The sequence below is a fragment of the Actinobaculum sp. oral taxon 183 str. F0552 genome (assembly GCF_000466165.1).
GTDB lineage: Bacteria > Actinomycetota > Actinomycetes > Actinomycetales > Actinomycetaceae > Peptidiphaga.
In genome coordinates this window covers 1,946-28,006 of the sequence record NZ_KE951426.1, presented here as the reverse complement: position 1 = coordinate 28,006, position 26,061 = coordinate 1,946, and the positions used below count along the sequence as shown (strand labels likewise).

24 protein-coding genes and 1 pseudogene are annotated in these 26,061 nt (G+C 67.8%); 3 read left to right on the top strand and 22 right to left on the bottom strand.

Annotation, left to right across the window (positions count from 1 at the left end; translation table 11 throughout):
- The first annotated feature begins 208 nt into the window (after positions 1 to 208).
- On the top strand, positions 209 to 2,890 hold the full coding sequence (locus HMPREF0043_RS11055; protein WP_156897523.1) for a hypothetical protein: 2,682 nt from the start codon (positions 209 to 211) through the stop codon (positions 2,888 to 2,890).
- Between the two features lie 12 nt (positions 2,891 to 2,902).
- Here the strand turns inward: HMPREF0043_RS11055 and HMPREF0043_RS11050 are convergent, their stop codons facing one another.
- Positions 2,903 to 3,448: a hypothetical protein gene (locus HMPREF0043_RS11050; RefSeq protein ID WP_021601870.1), complete on the bottom strand. Its 546-nt coding sequence runs from the start codon at positions 3,446 to 3,448 to the stop codon at positions 2,903 to 2,905.
- Between the two features lie 240 nt (positions 3,449 to 3,688).
- On the opposite strand from HMPREF0043_RS11050, the pseudogene HMPREF0043_RS10635 reads away from it, so the two are divergent.
- A pseudogene (locus HMPREF0043_RS10635) lies at positions 3,689 to 3,970 on the top strand (hypothetical protein); the annotation flags it as partial.
- A gap of 16 nt (positions 3,971 to 3,986) precedes the next feature.
- On the opposite strand, the gene HMPREF0043_RS05215 reads toward HMPREF0043_RS10635, so the two are convergent.
- The 4 genes from HMPREF0043_RS05215 to argF form a co-directional block, all read right to left on the bottom strand.
- A complete protein-coding gene (locus HMPREF0043_RS05215) occupies positions 3,987 to 4,787 on the bottom strand; it encodes an SDR family NAD(P)-dependent oxidoreductase (RefSeq protein ID WP_021601868.1) in 801 nt (266 codons plus the stop codon).
- Entirely contained in the window at positions 4,784 to 7,351 is a 2,568-nt protein-coding gene (gene pheT / locus HMPREF0043_RS05210; RefSeq protein WP_021601867.1) for a phenylalanine--tRNA ligase subunit beta, read from the bottom strand. Before pheT ends, HMPREF0043_RS05215 begins: the two co-directional genes overlap by 4 nt.
- Position 7,352: 1 nt before the next feature.
- The gene (gene pheS, locus HMPREF0043_RS05205) at positions 7,353 to 8,447 is read right to left on the bottom strand and encodes a phenylalanine--tRNA ligase subunit alpha (protein WP_021601866.1); all 1,095 of its coding nucleotides are present in this window, start codon (positions 8,445 to 8,447) and stop codon (positions 7,353 to 7,355) included.
- A 116-nt stretch (positions 8,448 to 8,563) separates the two neighbouring features.
- Complete coding sequence (gene argF, locus HMPREF0043_RS05200) at positions 8,564 to 9,580, bottom strand: ornithine carbamoyltransferase (RefSeq protein ID WP_021601865.1); 1,017 nt, start codon at positions 9,578 to 9,580, stop codon at positions 8,564 to 8,566.
- 240 nt (positions 9,581 to 9,820) lie between these two features.
- Between argF and HMPREF0043_RS05195 the strand changes: the two genes are divergently transcribed.
- Positions 9,821 to 10,672 carry a PfkB family carbohydrate kinase gene (locus tag HMPREF0043_RS05195; protein WP_021601864.1) on the top strand — a complete coding sequence of 284 codons (852 nt, stop codon included), beginning with the start codon at positions 9,821 to 9,823 and terminating at the stop codon, positions 10,670 to 10,672.
- Positions 10,673 to 10,754: 82 nt separating this feature from the next.
- Here HMPREF0043_RS05195 and HMPREF0043_RS05190 read toward each other — a convergent pair whose 3' ends face one another.
- From HMPREF0043_RS05190 to HMPREF0043_RS05110, 17 genes are all read right to left on the bottom strand, one after another.
- Positions 10,755 to 11,594, bottom strand: a complete 840-nt coding sequence (locus HMPREF0043_RS05190; protein WP_040317907.1) for a TrmH family RNA methyltransferase — start codon at positions 11,592 to 11,594, stop codon at positions 10,755 to 10,757.
- Positions 11,595 to 11,657: 63 nt separating this feature from the next.
- On the bottom strand, positions 11,658 to 12,041 hold the full coding sequence (gene rplT / locus HMPREF0043_RS05185; protein WP_021601862.1) for a 50S ribosomal protein L20: 384 nt from the start codon (positions 12,039 to 12,041) through the stop codon (positions 11,658 to 11,660).
- 25 nt (positions 12,042 to 12,066) lie between these two features.
- The gene (gene rpmI / locus HMPREF0043_RS05180; protein WP_021601861.1) at positions 12,067 to 12,261 is read right to left on the bottom strand and encodes a 50S ribosomal protein L35; all 195 of its coding nucleotides are present in this window, start codon (positions 12,259 to 12,261) and stop codon (positions 12,067 to 12,069) included.
- Between the two features lie 57 nt (positions 12,262 to 12,318).
- Entirely contained in the window at positions 12,319 to 12,990 is a 672-nt protein-coding gene (gene infC, locus HMPREF0043_RS05175) for a translation initiation factor IF-3 (protein ID WP_084432217.1), read from the bottom strand.
- A 152-nt stretch (positions 12,991 to 13,142) separates the two neighbouring features.
- Positions 13,143 to 13,901, bottom strand: coding sequence for an SseB family protein (locus HMPREF0043_RS05170; RefSeq protein WP_021601859.1), 759 nt, complete (start codon positions 13,899 to 13,901; stop codon positions 13,143 to 13,145).
- Positions 13,901 to 14,635, bottom strand: coding sequence for a bifunctional 1-(5-phosphoribosyl)-5-((5-phosphoribosylamino)methylideneamino)imidazole-4-carboxamide isomerase/phosphoribosylanthranilate isomerase PriA (priA, locus tag HMPREF0043_RS05165; protein WP_040317906.1), 735 nt, complete (start codon positions 14,633 to 14,635; stop codon positions 13,901 to 13,903). The genes HMPREF0043_RS05170 and priA overlap by 1 nt, the downstream gene beginning before the upstream one ends.
- 7 nt (positions 14,636 to 14,642) lie before the next feature.
- Complete coding sequence (hisH, locus tag HMPREF0043_RS11710) at positions 14,643 to 15,311, bottom strand: imidazole glycerol phosphate synthase subunit HisH (protein WP_040317905.1); 669 nt, start codon at positions 15,309 to 15,311, stop codon at positions 14,643 to 14,645.
- On the bottom strand, positions 15,308 to 15,970 hold the full coding sequence (locus HMPREF0043_RS11705) for a hypothetical protein (RefSeq protein ID WP_021601856.1): 663 nt from the start codon (positions 15,968 to 15,970) through the stop codon (positions 15,308 to 15,310). The genes hisH and HMPREF0043_RS11705 overlap by 4 nt, the downstream gene beginning before the upstream one ends.
- Positions 15,967 to 16,587, bottom strand: a complete 621-nt coding sequence (gene hisB / locus HMPREF0043_RS05150) for an imidazoleglycerol-phosphate dehydratase HisB (RefSeq protein WP_021601855.1) — start codon at positions 16,585 to 16,587, stop codon at positions 15,967 to 15,969. Before hisB ends, HMPREF0043_RS11705 begins: the two co-directional genes overlap by 4 nt.
- On the bottom strand, positions 16,587 to 17,690 hold the full coding sequence (locus tag HMPREF0043_RS05145; RefSeq protein ID WP_021601854.1) for a histidinol-phosphate transaminase: 1,104 nt from the start codon (positions 17,688 to 17,690) through the stop codon (positions 16,587 to 16,589). Before HMPREF0043_RS05145 ends, hisB begins: the two co-directional genes overlap by 1 nt.
- 108 nt (positions 17,691 to 17,798) lie before the next feature.
- Positions 17,799 to 19,127, bottom strand: a complete 1,329-nt coding sequence (gene hisD, locus HMPREF0043_RS05140; RefSeq protein WP_021601853.1) for a histidinol dehydrogenase — start codon at positions 19,125 to 19,127, stop codon at positions 17,799 to 17,801.
- Between the two features lie 128 nt (positions 19,128 to 19,255).
- Complete coding sequence (locus HMPREF0043_RS05135; protein WP_051317451.1) at positions 19,256 to 20,182, bottom strand: isoprenyl transferase; 927 nt, start codon at positions 20,180 to 20,182, stop codon at positions 19,256 to 19,258.
- Complete coding sequence (recO, locus tag HMPREF0043_RS05130) at positions 20,179 to 20,910, bottom strand: DNA repair protein RecO (protein ID WP_021601851.1); 732 nt, start codon at positions 20,908 to 20,910, stop codon at positions 20,179 to 20,181. The genes HMPREF0043_RS05135 and recO overlap by 4 nt, the downstream gene beginning before the upstream one ends.
- A 34-nt stretch (positions 20,911 to 20,944) precedes the next feature.
- The gene (gene leuA / locus HMPREF0043_RS05125) at positions 20,945 to 22,669 is read right to left on the bottom strand and encodes a 2-isopropylmalate synthase (RefSeq protein WP_021601850.1); all 1,725 of its coding nucleotides are present in this window, start codon (positions 22,667 to 22,669) and stop codon (positions 20,945 to 20,947) included.
- 235 nt (positions 22,670 to 22,904) lie between these two features.
- Positions 22,905 to 24,614 (bottom strand): serine/threonine-protein kinase, encoded by a 1,710-nt coding sequence (locus HMPREF0043_RS10200; protein ID WP_021601849.1) that lies wholly within the window; start codon positions 24,612 to 24,614, stop codon positions 22,905 to 22,907.
- Positions 24,607 to 25,320: a hypothetical protein gene (locus HMPREF0043_RS05115; protein WP_021601848.1), complete on the bottom strand. Its 714-nt coding sequence runs from the start codon at positions 25,318 to 25,320 to the stop codon at positions 24,607 to 24,609. Before HMPREF0043_RS05115 ends, HMPREF0043_RS10200 begins: the two co-directional genes overlap by 8 nt.
- Before the next feature lie 3 nt (positions 25,321 to 25,323).
- The coding region (locus tag HMPREF0043_RS05110; RefSeq protein WP_051317449.1) for a PP2C family protein-serine/threonine phosphatase at positions 25,324 to 26,061 on the bottom strand (738 nt) is incomplete at its 5' end.

Here is a 26,061-nt window from a genome sequence, read left to right as displayed (position 1 = left end):
GGACGCCTGCGCGGTGCTGGGCTCGGGAGCCCAGGGCGCGGTGGAGGACATGGACGCCGCCGAGAGCAAGGTGACAGCCGACTTCGAGTTCATGATGTCCGCCAAACCCCGCCACTAACCCACACATCGCCCGACTACACGGCCGGGTGATGTGTGTTTGTCAATTGCAGTGTTCGCCTTTCGGCGAAGGGAATTTCAAGGATAAGGAGTGGATATCGTGGATAGTTTGGTGTCGGGGGTGCGGGCGTTGCCTCAGCCGGAGAGGGTGACGTCTGTGGGGAGTGTTGCTGAGGCGTTGCATCATATCGCTGGGGCGATGAGTGATACTCAGGTGATGACGGTGGGTGAGAGCATTGTGGGGTGGATCGGTCAGAGTGCGGGGGCGTTTGCTCATGAGGCGCGTCATATTCAGGCTGCTGTGCGGAAGGTGCAGGGGGCGATCGCGAATGTGATCGCGGCGTTGAATGAGTATCAGTCGGTGTGCAACGGTCTGACACAGCAGATCAGGAGCCACCAGCAGAATTGGGATAGCAATATCGCCTGGTATAAGAAGGAGGTGTCTGAGGTTCAGTCGCGGGTTGGGGCGGCTAGTGGTGGGCAGTTTCCGTTGCTGGATGCAGTGGACGGGGTTGAGGTGGCTAAGGCGGCGTTGAGGGCGCGGTTGGATGAGCGTCAGGCGGATGAGGCGCGGGCGTATAATAAGACGGTGGAGGCGGTGGATGCGGCGGCGGCCTCCACGGCCGGTAAGCTCAAGGCGGCGTTGGATGCGGTGGTTCCGGGGGTGACGGGGCCTGATGGGGCGCGTGGTGTTCCGTCGCGGGCGGCTGTGGGTCTGGCTCTGTTCGGGGGGACGAAGGGGATTTTGGCGGCGCAGAGCCGGTGGGCGGCTGCTGAGGCGGATGCTCCGGCTGCGGCGGCCCTGATCAACCGGATCGATGGTAAGACGAAGTTGCCTAGCCAGGCGGCGCTGCGCCAGTTCAACGCTACGTATGGGGCTCGCCTGGCCAGCGACCCGTACTTCGCGACCATGCTCATGAGGGAAATCGGAGCAGAGCAATTGTATGTTACCGGGGCTAAAATGACAAGCCATGGCCTCATGTCTGAATCATATAGGAATCAGCTTAAAAAATATGTAAGTGACATGGGGGCGGGTCTGATCCTGGCCACCGGCGGAAGCTCGAAAACGGACACCGACACCACCAACGGCTTCAAAGCCCTGGACAACACCCTGACAACGGACGGCAAGAAAACCATCCGCCAATGGCGCTCAGACTTCCAAGCAGCACTCAACAAATACGGACAGACAAGTTACGATTATGAGTTTATTCGTACTAAAGGCGCTGATTTGACTTATAGCCCCACCAGAAAATTGTATGGTTATGAACTTCTAGGACAGTATTTGGGTTATGGGGCAAGGGCGCATCCTGAGCTTTCTGTTGGGGATCATTTCCTTAACGGCGTCGATGGGAAGAATTCTATGGCGAAGGCTATGGTTAAATGGGATGCACAACATCACAAAAATTTTGATTTAAACGATACTATCGTTACTTCTAATACCGGGAAAAGCGCAGGAAAAGAGGCTGGAATGCTTGCAGACGGCCAGTCTTGGGATTACCTTCAGAATATGTACGAAGCGATGGACAACGCACCAGACAAGACTCCTGCTCGAACATTCATGAATTCTACTTTAGAATGGAAAAATGGTACAGAGAATAAGCAGACAAATATGACTCGTTACTTAATCGGACATCGTAATGCAGGAGAAAAGGAAGGTATTTATACAACGTATTGGGCTGACGATAAAGGAGAATCGTTAGGAAAATTAGTTCACGAACTTTCTAATGAGCCAAATAAAAAAGAAAGCGCTCAAATTGCTTTTAATTTTATTAAAGGATATACAGATGGTTTAAATAGAAATTACGATAATGGAGATTTTGGAAACAGCGATAAAATTGACGGTCAAGATGTCTATGGTTATCATAATGCCAATTTACGTTCATGGGCCGGTCAAATAATTGCGCCATACACAAACGATATTGCGCATTCATTGGCAGATCCTGATCCAGTAATTGATCGCATCGATTATCGAGGTGATAAAAAATATCATTTAGTTTTCGGAGAAAATTTAAAAAATAATATTATGGGAAATAAAGGTATGTTTTGTGATTTAATGTTTGATAATGGAATCAATAAACGTCCAGCAGCAATTAATGTTATTTCTGGAACGTCTATGGCTGAAATGGATCGAGAATTTAAAGAAGGAGTACGATCTGGAAATAATGTAATGCTTAATAAATCCGTCAAAGCATATAGTTATCTATTTACAAGTATATACGAGGCACCCGAGGCAAAAGATAATGCCATTAAAACTTATAGAGCAGAAAAATATAAGACCTTAAGTAAAGTTATTGACTGGGGAATTGGTAAGATTGCGTGGGAGGGAATATTTGCCAAAGAAGGAACGAGTAATACAATTGAAAATATTAAAAAACATGGATTAGAATTAAAAAATCTATATACACCATCAGAAAGCGCACCTACTTTTAAAGGATTTAAAGCGCAGAATAAAGTAGAGTTACTTATAGCGCAAAAATTAAATGCTGCTAAATATAATAATGAAGATTATTCAAAAGATTTAAGTAATATTAGTGAACAAAAAGCCAAAGAAGAATATGTAAAGTATAATTCAAGTGATGATGAAAATTTTTTAGACAAAAATGGTAGGAATGTATCAAATCCAACAAAAATACAATCAAGTGAATATTTTCAACAAAAGAAAAATGATATGGCAGGTAATAAAGCACGATCCTATGCTGAAATTATGGATGCCATTCATACATATACGAACGATGCAGAAAAAGAATCACGAGAGGCAGATGAACAATCTTAAAATTAAATTTCATTAGTCGTGATCTGACACGCTAAAAACATAGACACAAATTAAGGTTAACGCTATAAACATAAATATCCCTCCTGGACCTACTGATGATTGATAATGAGATGAATTATTATCTTTAGCAATATTAATAGTTTGAATAAAACATAAAGATATACCTAGAAAACTAAATATTGATATAGGTTTTAGTATAGCTTTGATATTATGTATATACTTTGGATATGATTTGAATAAAATATTTGACATCATAAGTATAATAAAACCGATAAAAGGAATCCATGCAGACACTAATGTAAATTCATTGGGATTATATGGTGAATTTTCGTTAGAATATTCAGTGTATTTGAAAAGATATTGATATAAATTCGATGAAGCTATGACTCTTTCGCCTTTTTCGTATCTACCATCATCCCAATAGGTAACCCAAGTAGTAAATATGCCCCCTGTGAAGGAAATTAATGACAAATAGAGCAAAAGATACCTAAATGCTTTAATTAATATTCTAATTTCGCTTGAGGAGTTAGGGATAATTTTATCGTTTGAGCTATTCATGACTTAAGTATAGCATGCAAGCGAAATGAGTCAAAGTTATACAATCCGTTTAACCCTATCCATTTTTATGAAACTATCTATAATTATATATTATTTAATTCTATTGAAAATTAAATGTCATTAAAATCTATAATTACCATAGATCTCTATTTCATCTTTAACTTTTATACCACCTTGCCTTTATAGGACGTCATGTTGCACAGCTACTCCACCCAGATGCACTAGCTGGGACAGCGTCAGATGAAGAACCGCGCGCAAACGATAATTTTAAAGAAAGAACGTCTGACCACTGGCTGCATCCTCACCGGCCAGACCCCCGACGAACGCCGCAAAGAATACGAGGCCGACATCACCTACGGGACGAACAACGAATTCGGCTTCGACTACCTGCGCGACAACATGGCCTGGCAGACGAGCGACTGCGTCCAGCGGGGCCACAACTTCGTGATCGTCGGCGAAGTCGACTCGATCCTCATCGACGAAGCCCGCGCCCCGCTGATCATCTCCGGCCCCGAGGCTGGCAGGGCGGTGGAGCCCGTCAATCCCGCCGCCGTTCCGCGTCGAAGTCCGTGCGCCGCAGACGCCGCTCGTCGGGGCCGACTCCCCGCCGCGAGCGGGCGACGAGGTCGGCCAGGTCGTCGCTTCCCGCACGCACCTGGCAGCCCGACAGGCCGTCGAGCAGGCCGTCGGCGAAGGCGCGGGCGATGGCGACCGACTGGGCCGGATCCGTCCACTCCGTGCGTCCCTCATAGGCCCGCATCGAGAGGGTCATGTCGGTGCGGACCACGCCGGGGGCGAGTTCGAGGATCTTGACACCCTGGCCGGAGGCCGCCTCGTGGAGGCATCCGGCCAGCCGCATGAGCGCGGTCTTGGACGCGTAGTACGCACTCGCCCGGGCGGAGTCCTTCACGGCCGCGCCCGAGGAGAGGTCGAGGATCCGCCCTCCCCCGTTGGCGATCATCGCCGGGACGACCCTCCTCTGGATGAGGAAGGGCGCGCGAAGATTGACCTCCAGGGTACGCCACCAGTCCTCGGGGTCGGCCTGCCACGGGGACGTCTCCTGCCCCAGGACTCCCGCGCAGTTGACGACCATGTCGACCGGGCCGTCGGCGAGCGCGATGTCGAGCATCGCCTCGACGTTGCGGGCTTTGGACAGCTCGGCCCCCATGGAGCACACCCCGGCGCCCGTCTCCTCGCAGGCGTCGGCGACGGCGTCGAGCGAAGAGACCTTCCGGGCCACGAGCACGAGGCGCCGGCCGGGGCCGGCCAGCCCCTCGGCCAGATGCCGGCCGATCCCCCGCGAGGCGCCAGTGAGAAGGATGCGCTCGCTCGGCTTCACGCCCGCAGCTCCGCCCCGAAGGCCTTGCGTGCCGCTTTGAGCACGCGCTTGCGGACGCGGGCCGTCTCCTCCGCCGTGAGGGTGGCCTCGCCGCGCAGGCGCAGCGCGAAGGCCAGGGACTTCCTGCCCTCTGCCACCTGCTCCCCCGTGTAGACGTCGAAGAGCCGCAGGTCCTCCAGGAGGGGGCCCGCCGCCTCGCGCACGACGTCCTCCAGCTCCCCGGCGGTCACGTCGGCGTCGACGACGAGCGCGATGTCCTCTTTAGCCGCCGGAGGGGTCAGGATGGGGCGGACGTCGAAGCCGCCGGGGCGCGCCGCGGCGCACAGGGCGTCGGCGTCGAATTCGAAGGCGACGGAGCGGGCGGGCAGGTCGAAGGCCGCGCACACGGCGGGGGCGAGTTCGCCCGCCCAGCCGATCGCCGCGCCTTCCGCGAAGATCTGCGCGCACCGGCCCGGATGCCAGGGGGCGCGCTCGGCCGCCCGGCGGGTGGTCCGCGCGCCGACCGTGCGGGCCGCCGTCTCCACGGCCTCGACGGCGTCGCGCCAGTCCCAGGCGGGCGGGGCGAAGCCGTAGTCCACGGGGGCCATCGGCCCGCAGGCCACGCCCGCCACGTGGAGGGGCTGGGCGGCCAGCGCCGCCGCCAGGCCGTCGAGCTCGGCGTCCGAGGGGCGCCTGCCGACCCGGGCGGGCGGTGCGGGGCGGATGCCCTCCGGGCGGGTGACGAGTCCCGTCTCGAAGACGCCGACGGCCGGGTTTGCCCGGGCCACGTTGAGCCTGACGGTCTCCAAGAGGGAGTCGAGGAGGCAGGTCCGCATGTACGGGGCCTCCTCCTGGAGGGGGTTGCTGAGCCTGAGGGCGAGCCGGCGGGGGTCGTCCCCGGGTATTCCCTGCGCGTCGAAGGATCCGGCGCCGACGAAGGGGGAGGAGAGCACCTGCACCCACCCCTGTTCGGCCAGCGCCCGGGCGAGGTCCCTGCGCTGGCGCTGCACGGCGGTCAGCCCCCGCCCGGCGGGGGCCTGCGGCAGTGCGGTGGGGATCTCGTCGTAGCCGACCAGTCGGGCGACCTCCTCGACCAGGTGGGCCGGGCCGGTCAGGTCGAAGCGCCACGTCGGCGGGGTGACCCGCCAGGCGTCGCCCGCGCCCTCCACGGCGCACCCGATGTCGGCGAGGATCGCGGCGATCCGCTCGTCCGCCACATCCAGGCCCGTCAGCCGGGCCACCTCGGAGGCGGAGAAGTCGATCGGCGGGACGGGCCGGACGTCCGACAGGTCGGAGGCCTCCCCTGCGCTGCCTCCGCCGTATTCGACGAGCAGGTCGACCACCCTCTGCGCTGCCACGGGGGGCAGCTCGGGGTCCACGCCGCGCTCGAAGCGCTTCGAGGCCTCGCTGGGCAGCTTGTGGCGGCGGGCGGACCTGGCGATGGAGACCGGGTCGAAGTGGGCGGCTTCGACGAGCACGTCGACCGTCGCCTCGGTGATCTCGGTGTCCGCGCCGCCCATGACGCCGGCGATCCCCAGGACGCGCTCGGCGCCGCTGTCGGTGATGAGCAGATCCTCGGCGTCCAGGGTGCGTTCGACGCCGTCGAGGGTCGTGTGCCTCTCCCCCGCCCTAGCGCGGCGGACGACGATCGGCCCGCGCAGCCTGCCGAGGTCGTAGGCGTGCAGCGGCTGGCCGAGGTCGAGCATGACGTAGTTCGTCGCGTCCACGGCCAGGGAGATCGGCCGCATCCCCGCGGCGGTCAGGCGGTCGCGCAGCCACTTAGGGCTCTCGGCCGTCGGGTCGATCCCCCTGACGACGCGGGTGACGAAACGGTCGCAGCCGACGTTGCCGTGGATCGGCGAGCCGTCTCGCACCTCGACGGGGAAGCCGTCGGGCGTGGGCGAGGGGATCGGAGCGTCGAGGCTCTCCGGCAGGCCGGGGTCGGCGAAGGGCGCGCCGGTCGAATGATGGTATTCGCGGGCGATCCCGCGCATGGAGAAGCAGTAGCCGCGATCCGGCGTGACGTTGATCTCCAGGGTCCGCTCGCCGAGCCCAAGGTGGGCGAGCGCGTCCTCCCCCACGGCCGGGAGCCCAGAGGCGGCCTCGGCGTCGCCCGCGGCGGCCAGGACGATGATCCCGTCGTGGTCCTCGCCCAGGCCGAGCTCGCGCATCGAGCAGATCATGCCGTCGGAGAGGTGTCCGTACGTCTTGCGCGCGGAGATGGCGAATCCCCCGGGCAGGACGGCGCCCGGAAGGGAGACCACGACGTAGTCGCCGACGTCGAAGTTGTGGGCGCCGCAGACGATGCCGCGCGAGGGGAGGTCGCTCGGCTCCTTGCCGGTTCCGGGGGCGTCGTTGTGCTGGCCGACGTCGACCCGGCAGTAGTTGACGACCTTGCCGTTCTTGTGCTCCTCGGCCTGCCGGGTGAGGACCCTGCCCACGACGACCGGCCCGGCGACGTCGGCGGCGTGGATCGTCTCCTCCTCCAGGCCGACCCTGACGAGGGCGGCCGCGAGGCCTTCGGGCGTCAGGCCGGCGGGCAGCTCCACGTGGGAGCCGAGCCATTCGATGGGTACGAGCGGCATGTCAGCGCCCCCTTCCTGTGGTTCCGAACTGGAGGGAGAAGCGCACGTCCCCCTCCACCATGTCGCGGACGTCAGCGATGCCGTGGCGGAGCATGAGGGTGCGCTCCAGGCCCATGCCGAAGGCGAAGCCCGTGTACCGGCCGGGGTCTATCCCCGCGTTGCGCAGCACCTCGGGGTTGACCATGCCGCAGCCTCCCCACTCGATCCATCCCGCTCCGCCTTTCTTCTGCGGGAACCACAGGTCCATCTCCGCGCTGGGCTCGGTGAAGGGGAAGAAGGAGGGCCGCAGGCGGATCCCGGCCTCGGGGCCGAACATGGCCTGGGCGAAGAGGCCGAGCGTGCCCTTCAGGTGGGCCATCGTCAGGTGCCTGTCGACGGCCAGGCCCTCGACCTGGTGGAAGACGGGCGTGTGCGTGGCGTCCAGGGCGTCCGTGCGGAAGACCTTGCCGGGGCAGGCGATGTACAGCGGGGCGCCGCGCCGGAGCATCTCGCGCCCCTGGACGGGCGAGGTGTGCGTGCGCAGCACGAGCCCGGGCTGGGCCTGGACGCCGTCCGCCCCCTGGGAGCCGACGGCTTCGACTCCGGCGACGTAGAAGGTGTCCTGCATCTGCCGCGCCGGGTGGTCGGGGCCGAAGTTCAGGGCGTCGAAGTTGAACCACTCGTGCTCGACCTCCGGGCCCTCGGCGATCTCCCAGCCGAGCCCGACGAAGAAGTCGGCGACCTCCTCCGCGAGGACGTCGAGCGGGTGGCGGGCGCCCAGCGGCCAGCGCCGCACGGGGACGGTGACGTCCACGCTCTCGTCGGCGGCGGCCTGGGCCGCGGCGGCCGCTTCGATCCGCTCGCCGGCTTCGGCCAGCGCCGCCTGGACGGCCTTGCGGGCGGCCCCCATGAGGCGGCCGGCCACGGGTCTGTCGGCCTTGTCCAGCCCTCTGATGAGCGCGTTGGCCTGCGTGATGGGGGCCGCGTCCCCGGCGTGGGCCAGCCGCGCGGCCTTGAGCTCGTCCGGCGTCGCGGCCGAGGAGAAGGCCCGGCGCGCCGCCTCGACGGCGGCGGCGACGCCTGCCTCGTCCAGGGGACTGAGCGGTGTGGTGGTCATATCAGCCTTTCGTCCGTCTTCCGCATACGATTCTAACGGTTCGCCGCCGGAGAGCGCCGGGGCGCCGGTCGGCGAGAAGCCGGAGGGGCGGCACCGGACGCGGCGGGCAGCGCGTCTCAGGTGCCCGGCAGACGGTCGTCGCGGGAGAGGGTCGCGTACATGACGGCCTTGATCGTGTGCATGCGGTTCTCCGCCTCGTCCATCACCTTGGAGGCGGCGGACGTGAAGACCTCGTCGGAGACCTCCATCTCGGTCACGCCGAACCTCGCCGCGACCTCGGCGCCGATCGTCGTGTTCGCGTCGTGGAAGGAGGGGAGGCAGTGCATGAAGATCGCTTCGGGTTCGGCCTTCGCCATCGCCTGCGACGTCACGCGGTAGGGCTCGAGGAGATCGATGCGCTCCCCCCAGAGATCGTCCGGCTCGCCCATGGACACCCAGATGTCCGTGTAGAGGACGTGGGCCCCCGCGGCGGCTTCGTCGACGTCGTCGGTAAGGGTGATCGTCGCGCCCGTCTCCTGGGCGATCCCGCGGCACCGGGCGACCAGATCCCCCTCCGGCATGAGGCCCTCGGGGCCGCAGGCCGTGAAGTGCAGGCCGAGCTTGGAGCAGGCCACCATGAGCGAGTTCGCGACGTTGTTGCGGGCGTCGCCCATGAAGGTCAGTTTCAGGCCTTCGATCCGGGGGAAGCTCTCCTCGACGGTGAGCATGTCGGCGAGCATCTGGGTGGGGTGGAAGTCGTCCGTCAGCCCGTTCCACACGGGGACCCCGGCGTTGGCGGCGAGCTCCTCAACGGCCTCTTGGGCGAATCCGCGGTATTCGATGCCGTCGTACATCCGCCCGAGGACCTGGGCGGTGTCGGCGATGGACTCCTTCGCGCCCATCTGGCAGCTGCCCGGGTCCAGGCAGGTCACCCCCATGCCGAGGTCCATGGCCGCGACTTCGAAGGCGCAGCGCGTGCGGGTGGAGGTCTTCTCGAACAGGAGCACGACGTTCCTGCCCTGAAGGCGGCGATGGGGCGTCCCGGCGCGCTTCAGGCTCTTGAACCGCTTCGAGAGGCGCAGGAGGTGGCGGATCTCCTCCGGCGTGAAGTCCAGGAGCGTCAGGAAATGGCGTCCGCTGAGGCTGATCGGCATGTCGAATCCTTTCGTGGCGGGGCGTCCGGCTCCACGGCTGCGCGGGCGGCCGTCCCGGGCGGGCCGGGACGATCAGAGTGCAATCGGCCGTCCCGGTGCCGGCCGCCTGGGAACCGGCAGGCACCGGCGGCCCCGGTTCCGGCGGCTCCGCGCCGGGCGCCCGCTGGACCGTTCGGCGCGGCCGGCTCCGGAGATGAGCCGACCCTTCTGGTCCCGGAACCGAGCTTATAGGCTTGATTCATGCGCGTAGTAGTCTGCGGCCTGACCACCGTCGACCTCATCCAGACCGTCGAAAGGGCGCCGGGGCCGAACGAGAAGGCGTCCTCCACCTCCGCCGTGCTCGACGTCGGCGGCCCGGCGGCCAATGCGGCTCGGGCCGCGGCGGCCCTGGGCGTCCGGCCCGTGCTCGTCTCTCCGATCGGGCCGGGCCTGTTCGGCCGCCTGGCGCGCGAATGGCTGGAGGATGCGGGGGTGGCCGTCGTCGACCTCGCCGAGGACGGCGACCCGTCGATCTCGGCCGTGACCCTCGACGCCGCCGGGAATCGCAGCGTCGTGTCCTCGAACAACACTGGCCGCAGGCACGGGTTCCCGCCGCCCGACGTGCTCGACGGCGCCGCGGCCCTGCTCGTCGACGGCCACCTTCTGGACGTGCAGATCGCCATGGCCCGCACCGCTCTCGGGCTGGGGCTGCCCGTGGTCCTGGACGGCGGATCCTTCAAGCGGGGGATCGCCGGTCTCCTCCCGCACGTCACCCACGGCGTCCTCTCCGCCGACTTCCACCTCCCCGACGTCGACGACGGCCTCCTCCTGGAGACCCTCGCGTGGAAGGGGATGCGACTCGCGGCTCGGTCCAACGGGGAGAGGCCGATCGAGGCGATCTACGACGGGAGGTCGTACTCGATCGAGGTGCCGCGCGTCGACGTGGTCGACACGCTCGGGGCGGGCGACGTGCTCCACGGGGCCTTCCTCGCCGGGCTCGCGCGGGGGTCCGAGCCGCTCGCCGCCCTGCGCGCGGCGGCCGAGGCGGCCAGTTCGTCCGTGGCCGCGTCCGGGGTGATGGGGTGGGCCGGCCAGGCCGCGACGAAGCCGTGACGAGGGCCCGCGGAGTGGGCCGGGCGGCATGGAGGCCGAATCCCTCCGGGGCGCCGCAAGGGCGGGCGCGCCGGTCGGGCCGTCACGACAGGGCGGTCAGGTAGGCGGTCACCGCGCAGGCCATCGAGACGTTGAGGGACTCCGCCCGGCCGTAGATGGGAATGGCCACGCGGGCGTCGATTCCCTCGATCCTCCGGCCGGCGAATCCGCGGGCCTCGTTTCCGAGGATCCACAGCACTGGGTCGCGCAGGTCGGGGCATTCGGGCGGGACTCCGAGGATCCGCGCTTCGTGGGCGGCGTTGACGAGGACCGGGAGGTCCCATTCCCCCGCGCCGTCCGCCGCCAGCACCTGCATCCCGGCGGCGTGGGCCGCGGCGACGATCTCCTCCGGCTCGACTCCCCGCGCGCACGGCAGGTGGAAGTGGCTTCCGGCCGCGGCGCGGATGACCTTCGGGGCGTACAGTTCGACGCTTCCCCTGCCGACGAGGACCGCTCCGGCCCCGGCGGCGTCCGCCGTCCTGACGATCGTCCCCAGGTTTCCCGGGTCGGAGACGTCCAGGGTGGCCACGGCCAGGCGGGCGCCCGTCAGGGCCTCGCGCGGCTCCGGGTTCGCGGGGACCTCGGCGACGGCGACGAGTCCCTGCCCGTCGCCCGACAGGTCGCGCATTGTCTCCTCGTCGAGGACATGCGTCCAGACCGCGGCCTCCGCCGCCGCGGCGGCGACGTCCTGGCGGCGTTCCATCGCCCGGCGGGTCGCGTAGAGGTCGCGGACGCTCCCGGGGGCGTGGACGAGCGCCTCGAGCACCGCCTGGGGGCCTTCGACGAGCGTCTGCCCGCGCCTGGCCCGCTGTTCGCGGCGGTGGAGCCTCTGCGCGCGCTGAAGCTGGGTGCGGGAGGCGTCTTTCAGGCGCAAAGCGGCCACGGGGATCTCCTTCACAGCGGAGGCCTCGGAGCCGGGACTCCGAGGCCTCTCTCTTCACGGGTGTCAGGCGCTCTTGGGGGCGTTGACGTCCTCCGGCAGGGCCTTCCTCGCGGCGTCGACCACCGCGACGAAGGCGGCGGGGTCGTTGACCGCCATTTCGGCCAGCTGGCGGCGGTCGACTTCGATGCCCGCCAAGTTGAGTCCCTGGATGAAGCGGTTGTAGGTCATCCCCTCGGCGCGCACGGCCGCGTTGATGCGGGCGATCCACAGCTTGCGGAACTCGCTCTTGCGGGCCTTGCGGTCGCGGTAGTTGTAGACGAACGAATGGGTGACCTGCTCCTTGGCCTTGCGGTAGAGCCTGGAGCGCTGGCCCCTGTAGCCCGAGGCCCGTTCGAGGGTGGTGCGGCGCTTCTTCGCTGCGTTGACTGCGCGCTTGACTCGTGCCATGGTCTTCTTCTCCTTCTTCCTGCCTTCAGCGGCCCAGCAGGGACTTGACGGACTTGAGGTTCGCGCGGTCCACCGGCTGGTCCATGGCGAGGCGGCGCGTGCGGCGGCTCGACTTGTGCTCGAGCAGATGGCGCTTGTTGGCCTGCTCGCGCATGAGTCTGCCGCTGCCCGTGACGCGGAAGCGCTTCTTGGCACCGGAGTGCGTCTTGTTCTTCGGCATGTTTTCTCCCCTCGGTAAGGGCCGCGCCCGTCGGGCGCGGCGTTCTTCTTCGCGGTCTCAGTCCGCCTGCCCGGCCGGGCCGGGGGCATGGGCCCCCTGGGAACGCGATGCGCGCTGCGCCTCGCGCGCCTTGCGCGATTCGCGTTCGGCCTCGCGGCGGCGGCGCTGGTCGGACTTCGCCTCGGACTTCTTGCGCAGCGGCGCCAAGACCATCGACATGTTGCGGCCTTCGGCGCGGGGCGCGGCCTCGATCGTCGACAGCTCCGACAGCTCGTCGGCCAGGCCTCGCAGCAGGCGCACTCCCATCTCGGGGCGGGACTGCTCGCGGCCTTTGAAGCGCAGGTCGAATTTCACCTTGTCCCCGCCGCTGAGGAACCGCTCGGCCTGGCCCTTCTTGGTCCTGTAGTCGTTCTCGTCGATCTTCAGCCCGATGCGGATCGACTTGATGACCGTGTTCGACTGGTTGCGTCGCGCCTCGCGCACCTTCTGCGCGGATTCGTACTTGAACTTCCCGTAGTCCATGAGCTTGGCGACGGGTGGATTGGAATTCGGCGCCACCTCGACGAGGTCCAGCCCCGATTCCTGCGCTAGTCGCAGTGCGTCCTCTAATCGGACGACGCCTACCTGCTCGCCCCCAGGCCCGACAAGGCGTACCTTGTCCACGTGGATGCGCTCATTAACTCGTGGTTCGCTGTTGATGGCTATCCCTTCATTTCCTCGACGTGCCATGCGCACGGAGCCTCCCGAAGGAACAGCAGACGAGCCGTTCGGACCCGGCTCCCTTCGGGGCACCAGGTGGGATTTCTCCGCTTGCGTTCCGGCCATCTGCCGGTGAGTCGCGTAACACTATAGCAGTCCGGCCGGATCCGGGGGCGGATCGCTCAGGGAATCGACTGTGAATTCGCGCTCACGGGGACGATCTCGACGACATCCAGGTGCGACCGCAGATACGGGTTCGCCTCGGCGGCGCCGACGACGGCCTCCACGATCGCGTAGGCCTCCCCGGCCCCCGCGTCGCCTGGGATGGCCAGGACGAGGCGCAGGATGCCGTCGGGCGTCGGCTGCAGCCTGAGGTCCGCGTCGCCCGCGCCGCGCTCGGCGAGCGCCTCGGCGAAGCCGTCGAGAACCTTCGGGTTGTCCCAGGGAGGCACCCACTCCTCGCCGGCGGCGATGGCCGCCACCGCGCCGCGTCCCAGGGCCACGGCGCCGCGACCGGAGGGATCCTGCGGGTCCAGGGCGAGGATCCCGGTGGAGGCGAGGGCCTGCGCGGCGGCGTTGCGGCCGAGGACGGGGATGGGGCGCGCGTCGGGGTAGCAGGCGAGCAGGCGGTCGGCCGAGGAGAAGACCGGAGTCGCGAAGCGCCCGCCGGGGATGCGCACCGAAAGGGTCGCGGCCTGCGCCACGGCCTGGCCCGTCGGGTCGGCTTCCTCGGAGTGCTCGGCGACGCCTCCGTCGGCGGTCCTGCCCGGGTGCTCGTGGGGGAGCGCGGGCACGAGCAGGCGCCCGGCGGCGACGGCGGCGACCACGCCGGACAGCCGCCGTCCCGGATCGGGCTCGTCCAGCGCCTCGCGCATGGCGGGGCTCATCCTCCCCCTGTCGCCCGCGAAGGGATTGGGGCGCAGCAGGCGGTCGACGTCCACTAGCGCTGCTCCCCCGCGACCTCGATGGCCTGGGCGAGGGTGAAGGCCCCCGCGTACAGCGCCTTGCCGACGATGGTCGAGTCCACGCCCGCCTCGACGAGAGCCCTCAGGGCGCGCAGGTCTTCGAGCCGCGCGACGCCGCCCGAGGCGACGACCGGGGCCGAGGAGGCCTCGGCCACCGAGGCGAGGAGGTCGAGGTTGGGGCCCTGCAGCGTGCCGTCCCTGGCGACGTCGGTGACCACGTACCGGGAGCACCCGGCCTCCTCCAGGCGCGCCAGGACCTCCCACAGGTTCCCGCCTTCGCGGGTCCAGCCGCGGGCCGCCAGGGTCTGCCCCCTCACGTCCAGGCCGACCGCCACGCGCTCGCCGTAGCGTTCGATCGCGCGGGACGTCCAGTCGGGGTCCTCCAGGGCGGCCGTCCCCAGGTTGACGCGTGCGGCACCGGAGCCGAGGGCCGCACGCAGGCCGGCGTCGTCGCGGATTCCGCCGGACAGCTCGACCTTCGCGTCCGTCGAGGCGACGATGCGGGCCAGGAGATCCCTGTTGGACCCGCGCCCGAAGGCGGCGTCCAAGTCGACGAGGTGGATCCAGGTCGCGCCGGCGGCGACGAAGGAGGCGACGGCCTCGGCGGGGTCTCCGTAGGCCTGTTCGGTTCCGGCCTCCCCTTGGACGAGTCGGACGGCCCGGCCGTCGACGACGTCGACGGCGGGCAGGAGCTGGAGGGGGCGGGTCATCGTTCTCCTACGGGTGTCGGTCATGCTGGTGTCGGCGGTGGGTCGTCGGGAGGGTGGAGAGCCAGTTGCCGAGCAGCCTCGCCCCGGCGTCCGACGATTTCTCGGGGTGGAACTGGGTGGCGCTGAGCGGGCCGTCCTCGACCGCGGCGACGAATCGGGTTCCGTGCCGGGCCCACGTCACCAGCGGTGGGTCGCCGCGCCCGTCCAGGCGTTCGCTCGGGTCGGAGAGGACGCCGTAGGAGTGGACGAAGTAGAAGCGCTCGCCCTCGACTCCAGCGAACAGCCGGGAGCCTTCCGCCGCTTCGACTCGGGACCAGCCCATGTGAGGGACGACGGGGGCGTCGAGGCGCTCGACGGTCCCGGGCCATTGGCCGAGGCCTTCGTGATGTCCGCGCTCCCGGCTGGACTCGAAGAGGACCTGCAGGCCCACGCAGATGCCCAGGACGGGCAGCCCGCCGGCCAGGCGCCTCTCGATGAGCCGGTCCGCCCCCACGGCGCGCAGTTTGTCCATGACCGTCCCGAAGGCCCCCACGCCGGGGACGACGAGCCCGTCGGCGTCCATGACCGCTTCGGCTTCGGCGGTGAGGCGGACGTCCGCCCCCGCGCGCTCCAGGGCGCGGACGGCGGACCGGACGTTGCCCGTCCCCGCGTCGAGGACGACCACTCGGCGCTTCACGCCGTCTCCCCGCCGGGTCGGGGGTCCTCGCCGGGTCGGGGGTCCTCGCCGGGCCCCCGATCTCCGGCAGGCCCGTCCTGCGGGGGTTCGCCGTCGTCGAGGGGGCCGGTGACGCCTTTGCCTCTGCCGCGGGTTCTGCGCCCCTTGACGAGGTTCGCGATCATCGACGTGGTCACCTCGCCGGAGCGGATCCCCCCGTCGCCTTCGGGGTCCTCCTGTCCCAGGACGACGCGCTCGACGAGCGGGTCGACGGTGTTGAGCAGCAGGCCGGCCGAGATCTCCTCTCCGGCCCGGCCGTCGAGGAAGCGCCGGGCGCGCGTCAGCCCGGACACGCCCTCCTCGATGCCGACGTCCGAGCCCAGGTCGACGTCGATGAGGACGACCCCGTACCGCGACAGCTTGGAGAGGACCGCGGCCACCATCGGCGCGTTGTCGGAGGGGGCGAGGTCGTCGTCCTCGTCGGCCTCGTCCGGGCCGGTGATGTTCCTGATGTCCCATTCGTCGTACTGCGGCTCGGGCAGGTCCCTGACGACGAGCGCCCCGCTGTCGGTCTGGACGACCCGGGCGTCGATCCCGTGCAGCGCCAGGATCCCCGCCACGACCTCGGGCTTGTCGAAGGGCGTGAGGATGACGTACCGCTTGATCGTCGTTCCGCTCACAGCGCCCCCTTCGTGGAGGGCACCCCGGCCACGCGCGGATCCGGCTCGACCGCCGCGCGCAGCGCCCGCGCCACGGCCTTGAACTGGGCCTCGGCGATGTGGTGGGGGTCGCGTCCCCGCAGGACGTCCACGTGCAGGCACACGGCGGCGTTGTGGGCGATCGCCTCGAAGACGTGGCGGGTCATCGACCCGGTGAAGTGGCCTCCGATGAGGTGGTACTGCTGGCCCTCGGGTTCGCCTTCGTGCACGAGGTAGGCCCTGCCCGATATGTCGACGACGGCCCGGGCCAGGGCCTCGTCGAGCGGGACGGTCGCCTCGCCGAAGCGGCGGATGCCGCGCTTGTCCCCCAGGGCGTCCCGCAGCGCCTGGCCGAAGCAGATGGCCGTGTCCTCGACGGTGTGGTGGACGTCCACGTCGGTGTCCCCGTCCGCGTCGACCGTCAGGTCGATTAGGGAGTGGCGCGACAGCGCCGCGAGCATGTGGTCGTAGAAGGGGACGCCCGTCGAGACGCGGGCCTCCCCCGTCCCGTCCAGGTTGATCTCCAGAGCGATGCGGCTCTCCGAGGTCTCCCGTTCGACCCGGGCGACCCTCCACGCGGCCGCCTTCCTCTGTTCCATCACATCGCCTCCTGGAGTGCGGCCAGGAATGCCGCGTTTTCGCCGGGCGTGCCGACGCTGACCCGCAGATGCCCCTCCGGCCCGATCTCGCGGACGAGGACGCCGCGCTCCAGCAGCGCCCGCCACACGGCGTGCCTATCGGCGAACGCGCCGAAGAGGACGAAGTTCGCATCCGAATCCGTCACGTCCAATCCTAGGCCACGCAGGCGGGACACGAGGCCGTCCCGTTCGTCCCGGATCGCGGCGACCTGGCGCGCTAGCGCCTCCCGGTGCGCCAGGGCGGCCCTGGCGGCGGCCTGGGTCAGGGCCGACAGGTGGTAGGGGAGCCTGGCGACCATGACCTGGTCGACGACGTCCCGCCCGGCGGCCATGTACCCGAGCCGTAGACCTGCCGCCCCGAAGGCCTTCGACATGGTCCTCGTCACGACCAGGTGCGGGTTGCCCGCCAGGAGCTCCAGCGCGGAGGGCACCCCGCTCCTGCGGAACTCGGCGTAGGCCTCGTCGACGACGACGAGGCTGGCCATGCCCTCCTCGGGCCCGGTGTCGCGGGCGACGCGCAGGATCTCCCGCAGCTGGGAGAGCGGCAGGGCGGTGCCCGTCGGGTTGTTCGGGGAGGCGAGCAGGAGGACGGCGGGGCGCTCGCGCCGCATGACCTCCTCGACGGCGGACGCGTCCAGGGCGAAGTCCTCGCGGCGGCGCCCGGTCACCCACCGCGAGCTGGTGTCGCGCGCGTACTCCGGGTACATCGAGTAGGTGGGGAGGAAGGAGACGACAGCGCGGCCCGGCCCGGCGAAGGCCGTGAGGATCTGGAGCATGACTTCGTTCGACCCGTTGGCGGCCCACACGTTCGACGGCGGAAGGCTGACGCCGGACTCGCCGGCCAGGTACGTCGCGAGGTCCTCGCGCAGGGCGGTCGCGTCGCGGTCGGGGTATCGGTTCAGGCTCCGGGCCGCCTGCCCGACCCGGCGCTCAATCTCCGCGACGAGCTCGGGGGATGGCGGATAGGGGTTCTCGTTGACGTTCAGGCGCACGGGAACGTCGATCTGGGGAGCGCCATAGGGGCGTTCGCCGGCGAACTCCGGGCGATACGGAAGACTGCTCACCCCTTCAGGGTACGGGTGTCGACGGCGTTTTCCGCGCCGGCCCGCGAGTGCGCGCGTCGGATTATGGCGCACTGCACAGATCCGCCCGGGCCCGGCGGAGCGCGGACGTCAGTCGATGCGCGCCTGGAGAGCCTCCGCGTGGGCCGGCAGGTCCTCGTCCGCGGACATCCGGCGCAGAGGCTCGTACAGGCCGGCCGCGGCCTCCTTGGTGTACTCGATCTCCTGGACGGCTTTGAGGAAGGAGTGGACGTTCAGGCCCGAGGCGAACCTGGCGGTGCCGCCGGTGGGCAGGACGTGGTTGGACCCGGCCAGGTAGTCGCCGAGCGGAACCGGCGTGTAGGGCCCGACGAAGATCGCCCCCGCGTTGCGGATGCGCTTGGCGTCGCGGTTCACGTGGCGGGTGTGGATCTCCAGGTGCTCCGGGCCGTAGGCGTTGGCGACGTCGATGGCCGCGCCGACGGTGTCGACGATCACGATGCCCGACTGCGGCCCGCCGAGCGCCTCGCGCACCCGCTCGGAGTGCTTGGTCCGCGCGGCGCGCTCGGACATCCTCCCCTCGACCGCGTCGGCCAGCGCGGTCGAGTCCGTGATGAGCACGGAGGCGGCGGCGGGGTCGTGCTCGGCCTGGGAGACCATGTCGGCGGCGATGTAGTCGGGGTCGGCGTCGGCGTCGGCGATGATCGCGATCTCCGTCGGCCCGGCCTCCGCGTCGATGCCGACCACGCCGCGCACGGCGCGCTTGGCGGCGGCCACGTAGACGTTGCCCGGCCCGGTGACCACGTCGACCGGCTCGCACAGCCGCAGCGGGTCGGGGGTTCCGGGCTCGCCCGCCGCCCCGTAGGCGAACATGGCCACCGCCTGGGCGCCGCCGACGGCGTACACCTCCTCGATGCCCAGCATGCGGCAGACGGCCAGGACCGTCGGGTGCACGAGTCCGCCGGCGTCCTTCCGCGGCGGGCTGGCCAGCGCGATCGCCTCCACGCCGGCCACCTGGGCGGCCACGGCGTTCATGATCACCGACGAGGGGTAGGCGGCCAAGCCGCCCGGCACGTACAGTCCGACCCTGCGGACCGGGATCCACCGCTGGCGCACCACCCCGCCGGGGACGATCCGCGTCTCCTGCCCGGCGGGCATCTGCGCCCTGTGCCCGGCGCGGTTGTGGGCGATCGAGAGCTCGAAGGCCTCGCGCAGCTCGGAGTCGAGGGATCCGGCCGCCTCCTCCAGGGCCGAGGCCGGCACTCGGAGGCGTTCGGGCCGCACCCCGTCGAAGCGTTCGGCGAGGTCGCGCAAGGCCGCCCCTCCGCGTTCGCGCACGTCGTCGACGATGGGCGCGACCGCGGCCGTCGCCGCCTCGACGTCAAGTGCGGCGCGGGGCAGGCGCTCGCTGAGTTCCCGCGGGGAGAGGATCTGGGCACGCAGGTCGATGCGACGAATCATGCCCTCTAGTCTAGGGTGCCGCCACCGGCCGCGTAGCCGCCGCCCGAGGTGTGAGGTCCGCGCCCGCCGTCCGGTCGATGCGCGCTACCGCGGGGCCGGGGCGTTCGACCGGGAGGGGCCCTTCGGCGCTACCGGGAAGCGTCCCCGCGGAGAGTCGGATCCTCCCGGTCCTCCGAGCCCGGGTTCGGCTCCTCTCCGGGCTTCGGCCCGGTCTGGCCCGAGCCGTCGGGCGTCGCGGTCTCGGAGGAGGCGACTGCGTCGACGGCTCCGCCGAATCGCCGGTCGCGCTCGGCGTAGGCCTGGCAGGCCCGCCACAGCTCGCGACGGTCGAAGTCCGGCCAGGCGACGTCGGAGAAGTACAGTTCGGCGTAGGCGGACTCCCACATGAGGAAGTTCGACGTCCGCTGCTCCCCGCCCGTGCGGATGAACAGGTCGACGTCGCCCATGTCCGGCGAGTAGAGGTATCTGCGGACGGTCCTCTCGGTGACCGCCCCGGGCTTGAGGCGCCCGTCGACGGCGTCGCGCGCGATCCTCCGGGCGGCGTCGGCGATCTCGGCCCGCCCGCCGTAGTTGATGCACATGTTGAGGACGAGCTCGGAGTTGCCGGCCGTCAGGTCCTCGGCGGCTCTCAGCTCCTTGAGGACGGAGGCCCACAGACGGGGGGTCCGGCCGACCCAGCGGACCCGCACCCCCCATGCGTTGAGGTCGTCGCGCTGGGCCCGCAGCACCTTGCGGGAGAATCCCATGATGAAGCGAACCTCGGCGGGGCTGCGCTTCCAGTTCTCGGTGGAGAAGGCGTAGGCGGACAGCTCCGACACGCCTATCTCCAGCGCTCCGGCGATGACGTCCATGAGGGTGGCCTCCCCCGCCCTGTGGCCTTCGACGCGGGGCAGGCCGCGCGCGTTGGCCCACCGCCCGTTTCCGTCCATGACCACCGCGACGTGCCTCGGCACGACCGCCAGCCTCGGAGGCCTGGCGCCCGAGGGGTGCGGGGGCGGCGCGACGGGTTCGCGCCCCGAGCCGTCTCTCGGCGTCTTCGCGCCTGTCGCCGTCACGCCGTCTCCACGAGTCTGAGGGAGCGGACGCGGCGTTCGACGTGCCACTGCAGGTAGGCGCCCACGAGGGCGGCCGCCTCGCGTCGCGCGTGGATCGGCGCGGCGTCGGCCGTCTCCCAGTCCCCGGAGACGAGGGCCCCGAGCAGCTCGACCGTCGCCGCGCCCGGATGGGCCGATCCGCGGGGCGCGCACGATGCGCACACCATGCCGCCGGACTGGATGGCGAAGGCCGCGAGGCCGTCGCCGCGCCCGCACACCGCGCATTCGTAGAGTGACAGGCCCCAGCCGGACAGGGCGACCGCCCGGAGCGCGTAGGAGTCGACGATGAGCCGCGGGCGATGGGCGCGGGTCGCCATGGCGTGGAGCGCGCCGAGCAGGAGGAGGTACTGCTGGGGGTCCGGCTCGCCTTCGCCCATGGCCAGGCCGTCGGCGACCTCGGCCAAGGTGCTCGCGCCGGTGTAGGCCTCGTAGGAGGCCGCGATCGACCGCCCGTAGGGGGCGAGGGTCGTCGCCTCGGTGACGACGTCCAGGCCGCGCCCCTCGTAGAGCTGGACGTCGACCATGGCGAAGGGCTCCAGGCGCGCCCCGAACCGTGACTTCGTGCGGCGCACGCCCTTCGCCACGCCCCGGACCTTTCCGTGGTTGCGGGTGAGCATCGTGATGATGCGGTCGGCTTCGCCCAGGTCGTGGGTGCGCAGCACGATGGCCTCGTCGCGGTAGAGCTTCACTGGGAGATTATCGCACGCCCGGCCGGGCGCCGCGTCAGCGCAGCGCCCTGTTGATCGCGGAGACGATCGCGTTGAAGCCCGCGCGCATCGTGGAGGGGTCGATGCCGCAGCCCCACAGGACCTGGCCGTCGACGTCGCATTCCACGTAGGCAGCCGCGGTCGCGTCCCCTCCCGAGGACAGGGCGTGTTCGACGTAGTCCAGGACGTGCACGTCGACGCCGAGCTGCCCGAGCGCCCGCACGAAGGCGTCGATGGGGCCGTTGCCGGAGGTCTCGACCGCGTGGCGGATCTGCCCGGAGTCGGCGGACTCGACGATCATGGCCTTGAGCACCGTGCTCTGGCCGTCGCCCGCGGTGAGCGTGGCCGAGGAGAGCCTGTAGCGCCCCCACGGCGTGAGCCCGTCGGCGACGGTGTGCGGCAGGTACTCGTCGGCGAAGATCGACCACAGGTCCTCGGCCGTGACCTCGCCGCCGAAGGCGTCGGCGTGCCGTTGCACGATGCCCGACAGCTCGATCTGCATGCGCCGCGGCAGGTCGAGGTGCCGCGTGCTCGACAGGAGGTAGGAGACCCCTCCCTTGCCGGACTGCGAGTTGACGCGGACGACGGCCTCGTAGCTCCGCCCGACGTCCTTCGGGTCGATCGGAAGGTAGGGGACCTCCCAGACGACGGCGTCCTCGTCGCCGCCCGCGGCGGCGACCCGGTCCCGGCGGTCGGCGAAGCCCTTCTTGATCGCGTCCTGGTGGGAGCCGGAGAAGGACGTGTAGACGAGGTCGCCTCCGTAGGGCGTGCGCGCCGGGACCTCCATCTGCGTGCAGTGCTCGACCACGCGGCGGACCTCGTCGATGTCCGACAGGTCGAGCTCCGGGTCGATCCCCTGGCTGAAGAGGTTCAGCGCCAGGGTGACGAGGTCCACGTTGCCGGTGCGCTCGCCCTGTCCGAAGAGGCAGCCCTCCACGCGGTCGATGCCCGCGAGCATGGCGAGCTCGGCCGTGGCGATGCCGGTTCCGCGGTCGTTGTGGTTGTGGGCTGAGAGCGCGACGAACTCGCGCCGGGAGAGGTTGCGGCTGACGTATTCGATCTGGTCGGCGTACACGTTGGGGGTGCAGCGCTCGACCGTGGTGGGGAGGTTGACGACGATTTCCCGGCCCGGGCCGGGCTGCCAGACGTCCATGACGGCCTCGCACACCTCGAGCGCGAAGTCGAGTTCGGTGTCCACGAAGATCTCCGGCGAGTACTCGAATCCGGCGACCGTGTCGTCCCCCAGCGTCTTCTCCATGTAGGCGACGAGCTCCTGCGCGCCGGAGACCGCCAGCTGCTTGGTCGCCTCGCGGTCGTTGTGGAACACGACGCGCCGGAACACGGGCGCCGTGGCGTTGTACAGGTGTACCGTGGCGCGCGGCAGCCCGTCGAGGGCGTCGACCGTCGCGTGGATGATCTCCGGGCGAGACTGGGTGAGCACGGAGATGGTCACGTCCTCGGGCACGAGCCCCCCGTCGGCGAGGGACCGGCAGAACTCCAGGTCCGCGGCCGAGGCCGCCGGGAATCCGATCTCGATCTCCTTGACGCCCAGCCGGACGAGCAGGTCGAAGAGCATCCGCTTGCGCGCCGGGTCCATGGGCTCGATGAGGGCCTGGTTGCCGTCGCGCAGGTCCGTCGAGAGCCATCGCGGCGCCTTGTCGATGCGGCGGTCGGGCCATCGGCGGTCGGGCAGACGGACGGGGTTGACGTCGAGGAAGTGCCGGTATTTCGCGGTCGGCATCCCGGACGGCTGTTGGCGGCTTGAAATTCCCTGTGTTCGCATGGCGTTCGGCGTTCTCCTAATCGACGGTGAGGCGACCGGCGGAATCGACTCCGCGGCGGGGCAGCCGGTCTAGCCGACCCCGACGCGGCACGTAAGCAGCGAGAACGCGGACACGGCGACTATTGTAGACGGCTTCGCGAACGTCCGGTCAACTCGTCCGCCGCGCGGCTCGGGCTTGCGGGCCGGGCGGCCGTCAGCCGGGGATCTCCATGTCGCTCGGCTGATGCCCGGCCGCGGCCTGGACCTCCTGCAGCTCCCGTCCGAATTCGGCCGCGCTCTCCGGCCGCTCCCCCGGGTCGTGGGACATCGCCCGCCGGAGGATGGCGTCGAGCCGGCCGGTCGCCTCGTCGCCGACGCCGGGAGGGGCGGGGACGGACGGGACGTCGCTGTCCAGGACCCGGGCCACGTATTCGCGCTTCGTCTCCTGCCCGTCCAGGCTGTAGGGGGCGTGCCCCGCCAGGGCGGTGTACACCGTGGCGGCCAGGGAGTAGACGTCGGCCGGCGTGCCGGACGGCCGGTTGAGGAGCACCTCGGGCGCGGCCCACGGAAGCGAGGCGCCCAGGACGTCGTCGTTGGAGGCGCCCACGAGCGTGGCGATGCCGAAGTCCCCCAGGAGCGGCCGGCCGAATTCCGAGTAGAGGACGTTGGCCGGCTTGAGGTCGTAGTGGAGGATCCCCATGACGTGGGCGGTGTGGACCGCTCCGGCCACCTGGACGCCCATCTTCAGGACCTCGTCCATCGGCAGCGGGCCGGAGGCCAGGCGTTCGGCCAGAGACGGCATCGGGCAGTACTGCATGACGACGTAGGGGTGGCCGGATTCGGCCACGTTCGCGTCGTAGATCGAGACCACCGAGGGATGCCCCGAGAGCTGCGCCATGAGGTCGACTTCGTCGCGGAACTGCGAGGACGTCCCCTCCCCCAGGGACCTCTTGGAGAGGACCTTGATGGCCACGAGGCGCCTGGGCAGCTGCTCCTCGTACAGGTAGACGTCGGAGAACCCGCCCGATCCCAGGTAGGAGATGAACCGGAAGTCGTCGAGCGCGGGCGGGGCCCCGTGGGAGCGCCGCGCGGGGGCCGCCTTGTTCGCGTAGCCGATGCCCAGGGCTTCGAGCCCCATGTCGCCGGGGACCTGCCCCTCGGGGACCCCGGCATCGGGCTCGGGCTCGCCCAGGAGGGTCGGCGGAGAGGCCAGGGCGGCCGCCTCCTCCTCCGTCATGACGTCGACCACGATGGCCGCCTGGGAGGAGGAGCGCCGGCCCGCGTGGGAGACGATCGTCGAGGAGGCGCGTTCGGCCCGGCGGAGCTGATGGACCAGTCTGGCGGTGCGCGAGTCCGCGAGGTCCCTGCACACCTCGCCAGTGCCGATGACGAAGCGCTGGCCCGCCTCCATGGGCACCGTCCACAGTTCGCCCGGGAGGTCGTAGCCGACGTCGTCGGCCGTGGGAAGGGCGCGGACGCCGCCCGACGACGAGACCTCCAGGATCTCCATGCCCCCCGAGGACAGGGCGATCCACGTCGGCTCGTCCTCGATCCGGGTGGCGATCAGGCCCGCCAGCCGGACGTCGTCGATCCCCGTGTAGGAGCCGGTGCGGTTGAGGATCGTCGCCTCGGCTATGCGCCGCGACATGCCCCTGACGACGTCGCGCCACAGGTCGTGCACGTGCCCGACGCCGGGCCCCGCCGGGTGGGCCGCCCGGAGAGCGGCGAACGCGTCGATCATCATCCACGAGATCTCCCTGGCCAGCGGGAGGTCCTGGCGCGGGTCGGTGGCCACGAAGACGGGCATCTCGGCGATGAGGCCTTCGTTGAGCGCGGCGTCGTCCCCGGAGGCCGCGCTCCCCCACCGAATCGTGAAGTCCGCCCATTCGCGGGCGTTGTCGAGGTCGGCCGCCGTCTCACGCACGACTGTTGGGGTCGTCGTAGGATGCGGGATCCTGGAGCCGGTAGAGCATGTCGGGGGTGACGATCCGCGTGGCCACTGCGTGTTCGACGAGCCGCGCCCGGCGGTTGACGGCCAGTTTGTCGGGACCGCCGTGCAGGCCCCTGACCCCGTACCGGGTCAGGCGTTCGCAGATGTGGTCGAGCTTGCGGTTGAACCGGGTGATCGGCCAGCCCAGGCGGTTGGCCGCGTCTTGGGAGGACGGAATCGACGAGGTCGTGCCGCGCCCGGTGAGCACCGGCTCGGAGAGGGCGAGGACCAGGAGGAGCTGCGAATTGGTGAGTTCGATCGGGCCGATGGTGGTCTCCCCCGACTCCGTCTTGTCCGCGACGGCCGAGGGCAGGTAGGCGGGCTGGTCGTTGACCAGGCGCATCTCGTAAGTCGTGCGGCCGGCCGTGAACAGGAGGGTGGTGTCGGCGTACACGAGGGGCAGCCGGGCTTCGGGCTGAAGATACGCCTGTGTGACTCCGGCGGAGTCGGCCAGGGTCGCCGACAGGCGGGAACCGATGTTCTCGATCCACCACATCCCCTCCACGAAGGAGATCACGAGGAAACGACGGTGGAGGTACTGGTTGTCGTCCAGTTCGAGCGGGCCCTCGCGGCCGATCAGGAAGGGCTCGCCCGGGTCGATGTGAAACCACTCTCCGCAGAACTCGAGTGAAAGGCTCATGTGCTATTCCCCTATCTTCATCAGGGCGACCGTCACGTTGTCGCGGCCGCCCTGCGTGAGTGCGACGTCGCGCAGTGCGAAAGCCAGGCCGTTGAGGCTCTCCTCAGCTTCAACGTCAACAATAACCGACGCGATCGCGGTGTCGTCCAGTTGGTCGGAGAGCCCGTCCGAGCACGCCAGGACGAGGTCCCCGGGCTGGGACGGGAAGGCGGAGACGTCCAGGCGGCACGGGCCGTAGCTGCCGATGGCTCGCGTGATGACCGAACGCCGGGGATGGTAGCGGGCCTGCGCCTCGGAGATCTCGCCCTCGTCGATGAGCTCCTGGACGAGGGAATGGTCCCGCGTCAGCCTGCGGAGCTCGCCGCCCCTCCACAGGTAGACGCGGGAGTCCCCGATGTGGAAGACCGTCCAGTTCGCCTCGCCCACGCAGTACAGGGCGCCCGCCAGCGTCGTCCCGGCCCCCGGCTGAGCGTTGACCCGGGTTTCGGTCGTGTCCAGGACTCCGTCCTTGACGTAGGAGACGATGTAGGTCCTGGCCTCGGCGACGCATCTTTGCAGCAGCGACGCTGCGTCCGCCGTCGACACGGTGCGCCACGGGATCCTCGCCAGGGAGTCGACGGCGGCCTGCGCCGCGCGGTCGCCGACGAGATGACCGCCCATGCCGTCCGCGACGGCGACCATCGGCGGGTGAAGGAGGTATCGATCCTCGTTGCGGAAACGGATCCGCCCCGGATCAGTCAC

What these genes read in the sequence shown, in the direction of transcription:
- hisD (WP_021601853.1), bottom strand. Translation starts at nt 19,127, where the DNA reads ATGATTCGTCGCATCGACCTGCGTGCCCAGATCCTCTCCCCGCGGGAA.
- leuA (WP_021601850.1), bottom strand. Translation starts at nt 22,669, where the DNA reads ATGCCGACCGCGAAATACCGGCACTTCCTCGACGTCAACCCCGTCCGT.
- rplT (WP_021601862.1), bottom strand. Translation starts at nt 12,041, where the DNA reads ATGGCACGAGTCAAGCGCGCAGTCAACGCAGCGAAGAAGCGCCGCACC.
- pheS (WP_021601866.1), bottom strand. Translation starts at nt 8,447, where the DNA reads ATGACCACCACACCGCTCAGTCCCCTGGACGAGGCAGGCGTCGCCGCC.
- HMPREF0043_RS05195 (WP_021601864.1), top strand. Translation starts at nt 9,821, where the DNA reads ATGCGCGTAGTAGTCTGCGGCCTGACCACCGTCGACCTCATCCAGACC.
- infC (WP_084432217.1), bottom strand. Translation starts at nt 12,990, where the DNA reads ATGGCACGTCGAGGAAATGAAGGGATAGCCATCAACAGCGAACCACGA.
- rpmI (WP_021601861.1), bottom strand. Translation starts at nt 12,261, where the DNA reads ATGCCGAAGAACAAGACGCACTCCGGTGCCAAGAAGCGCTTCCGCGTC.
- argF (WP_021601865.1), bottom strand. Translation starts at nt 9,580, where the DNA reads ATGCCGATCAGCCTCAGCGGACGCCATTTCCTGACGCTCCTGGACTTC.
- HMPREF0043_RS05115 (WP_021601848.1), bottom strand. Translation starts at nt 25,320, where the DNA reads ATGAGCCTTTCACTCGAGTTCTGCGGAGAGTGGTTTCACATCGACCCG.
- HMPREF0043_RS11050 (WP_021601870.1), bottom strand. Translation starts at nt 3,448, where the DNA reads ATGAATAGCTCAAACGATAAAATTATCCCTAACTCCTCAAGCGAAATT.
- priA (WP_040317906.1), bottom strand. Translation starts at nt 14,635, where the DNA reads ATGACCCGCCCCCTCCAGCTCCTGCCCGCCGTCGACGTCGTCGACGGC.
- pheT (WP_021601867.1), bottom strand. Translation starts at nt 7,351, where the DNA reads ATGCCGCTCGTACCCATCGAATGGCTCGGCTCCCACGTGGAGCTGCCC.
- hisB (WP_021601855.1), bottom strand. Translation starts at nt 16,587, where the DNA reads ATGGAACAGAGGAAGGCGGCCGCGTGGAGGGTCGCCCGGGTCGAACGG.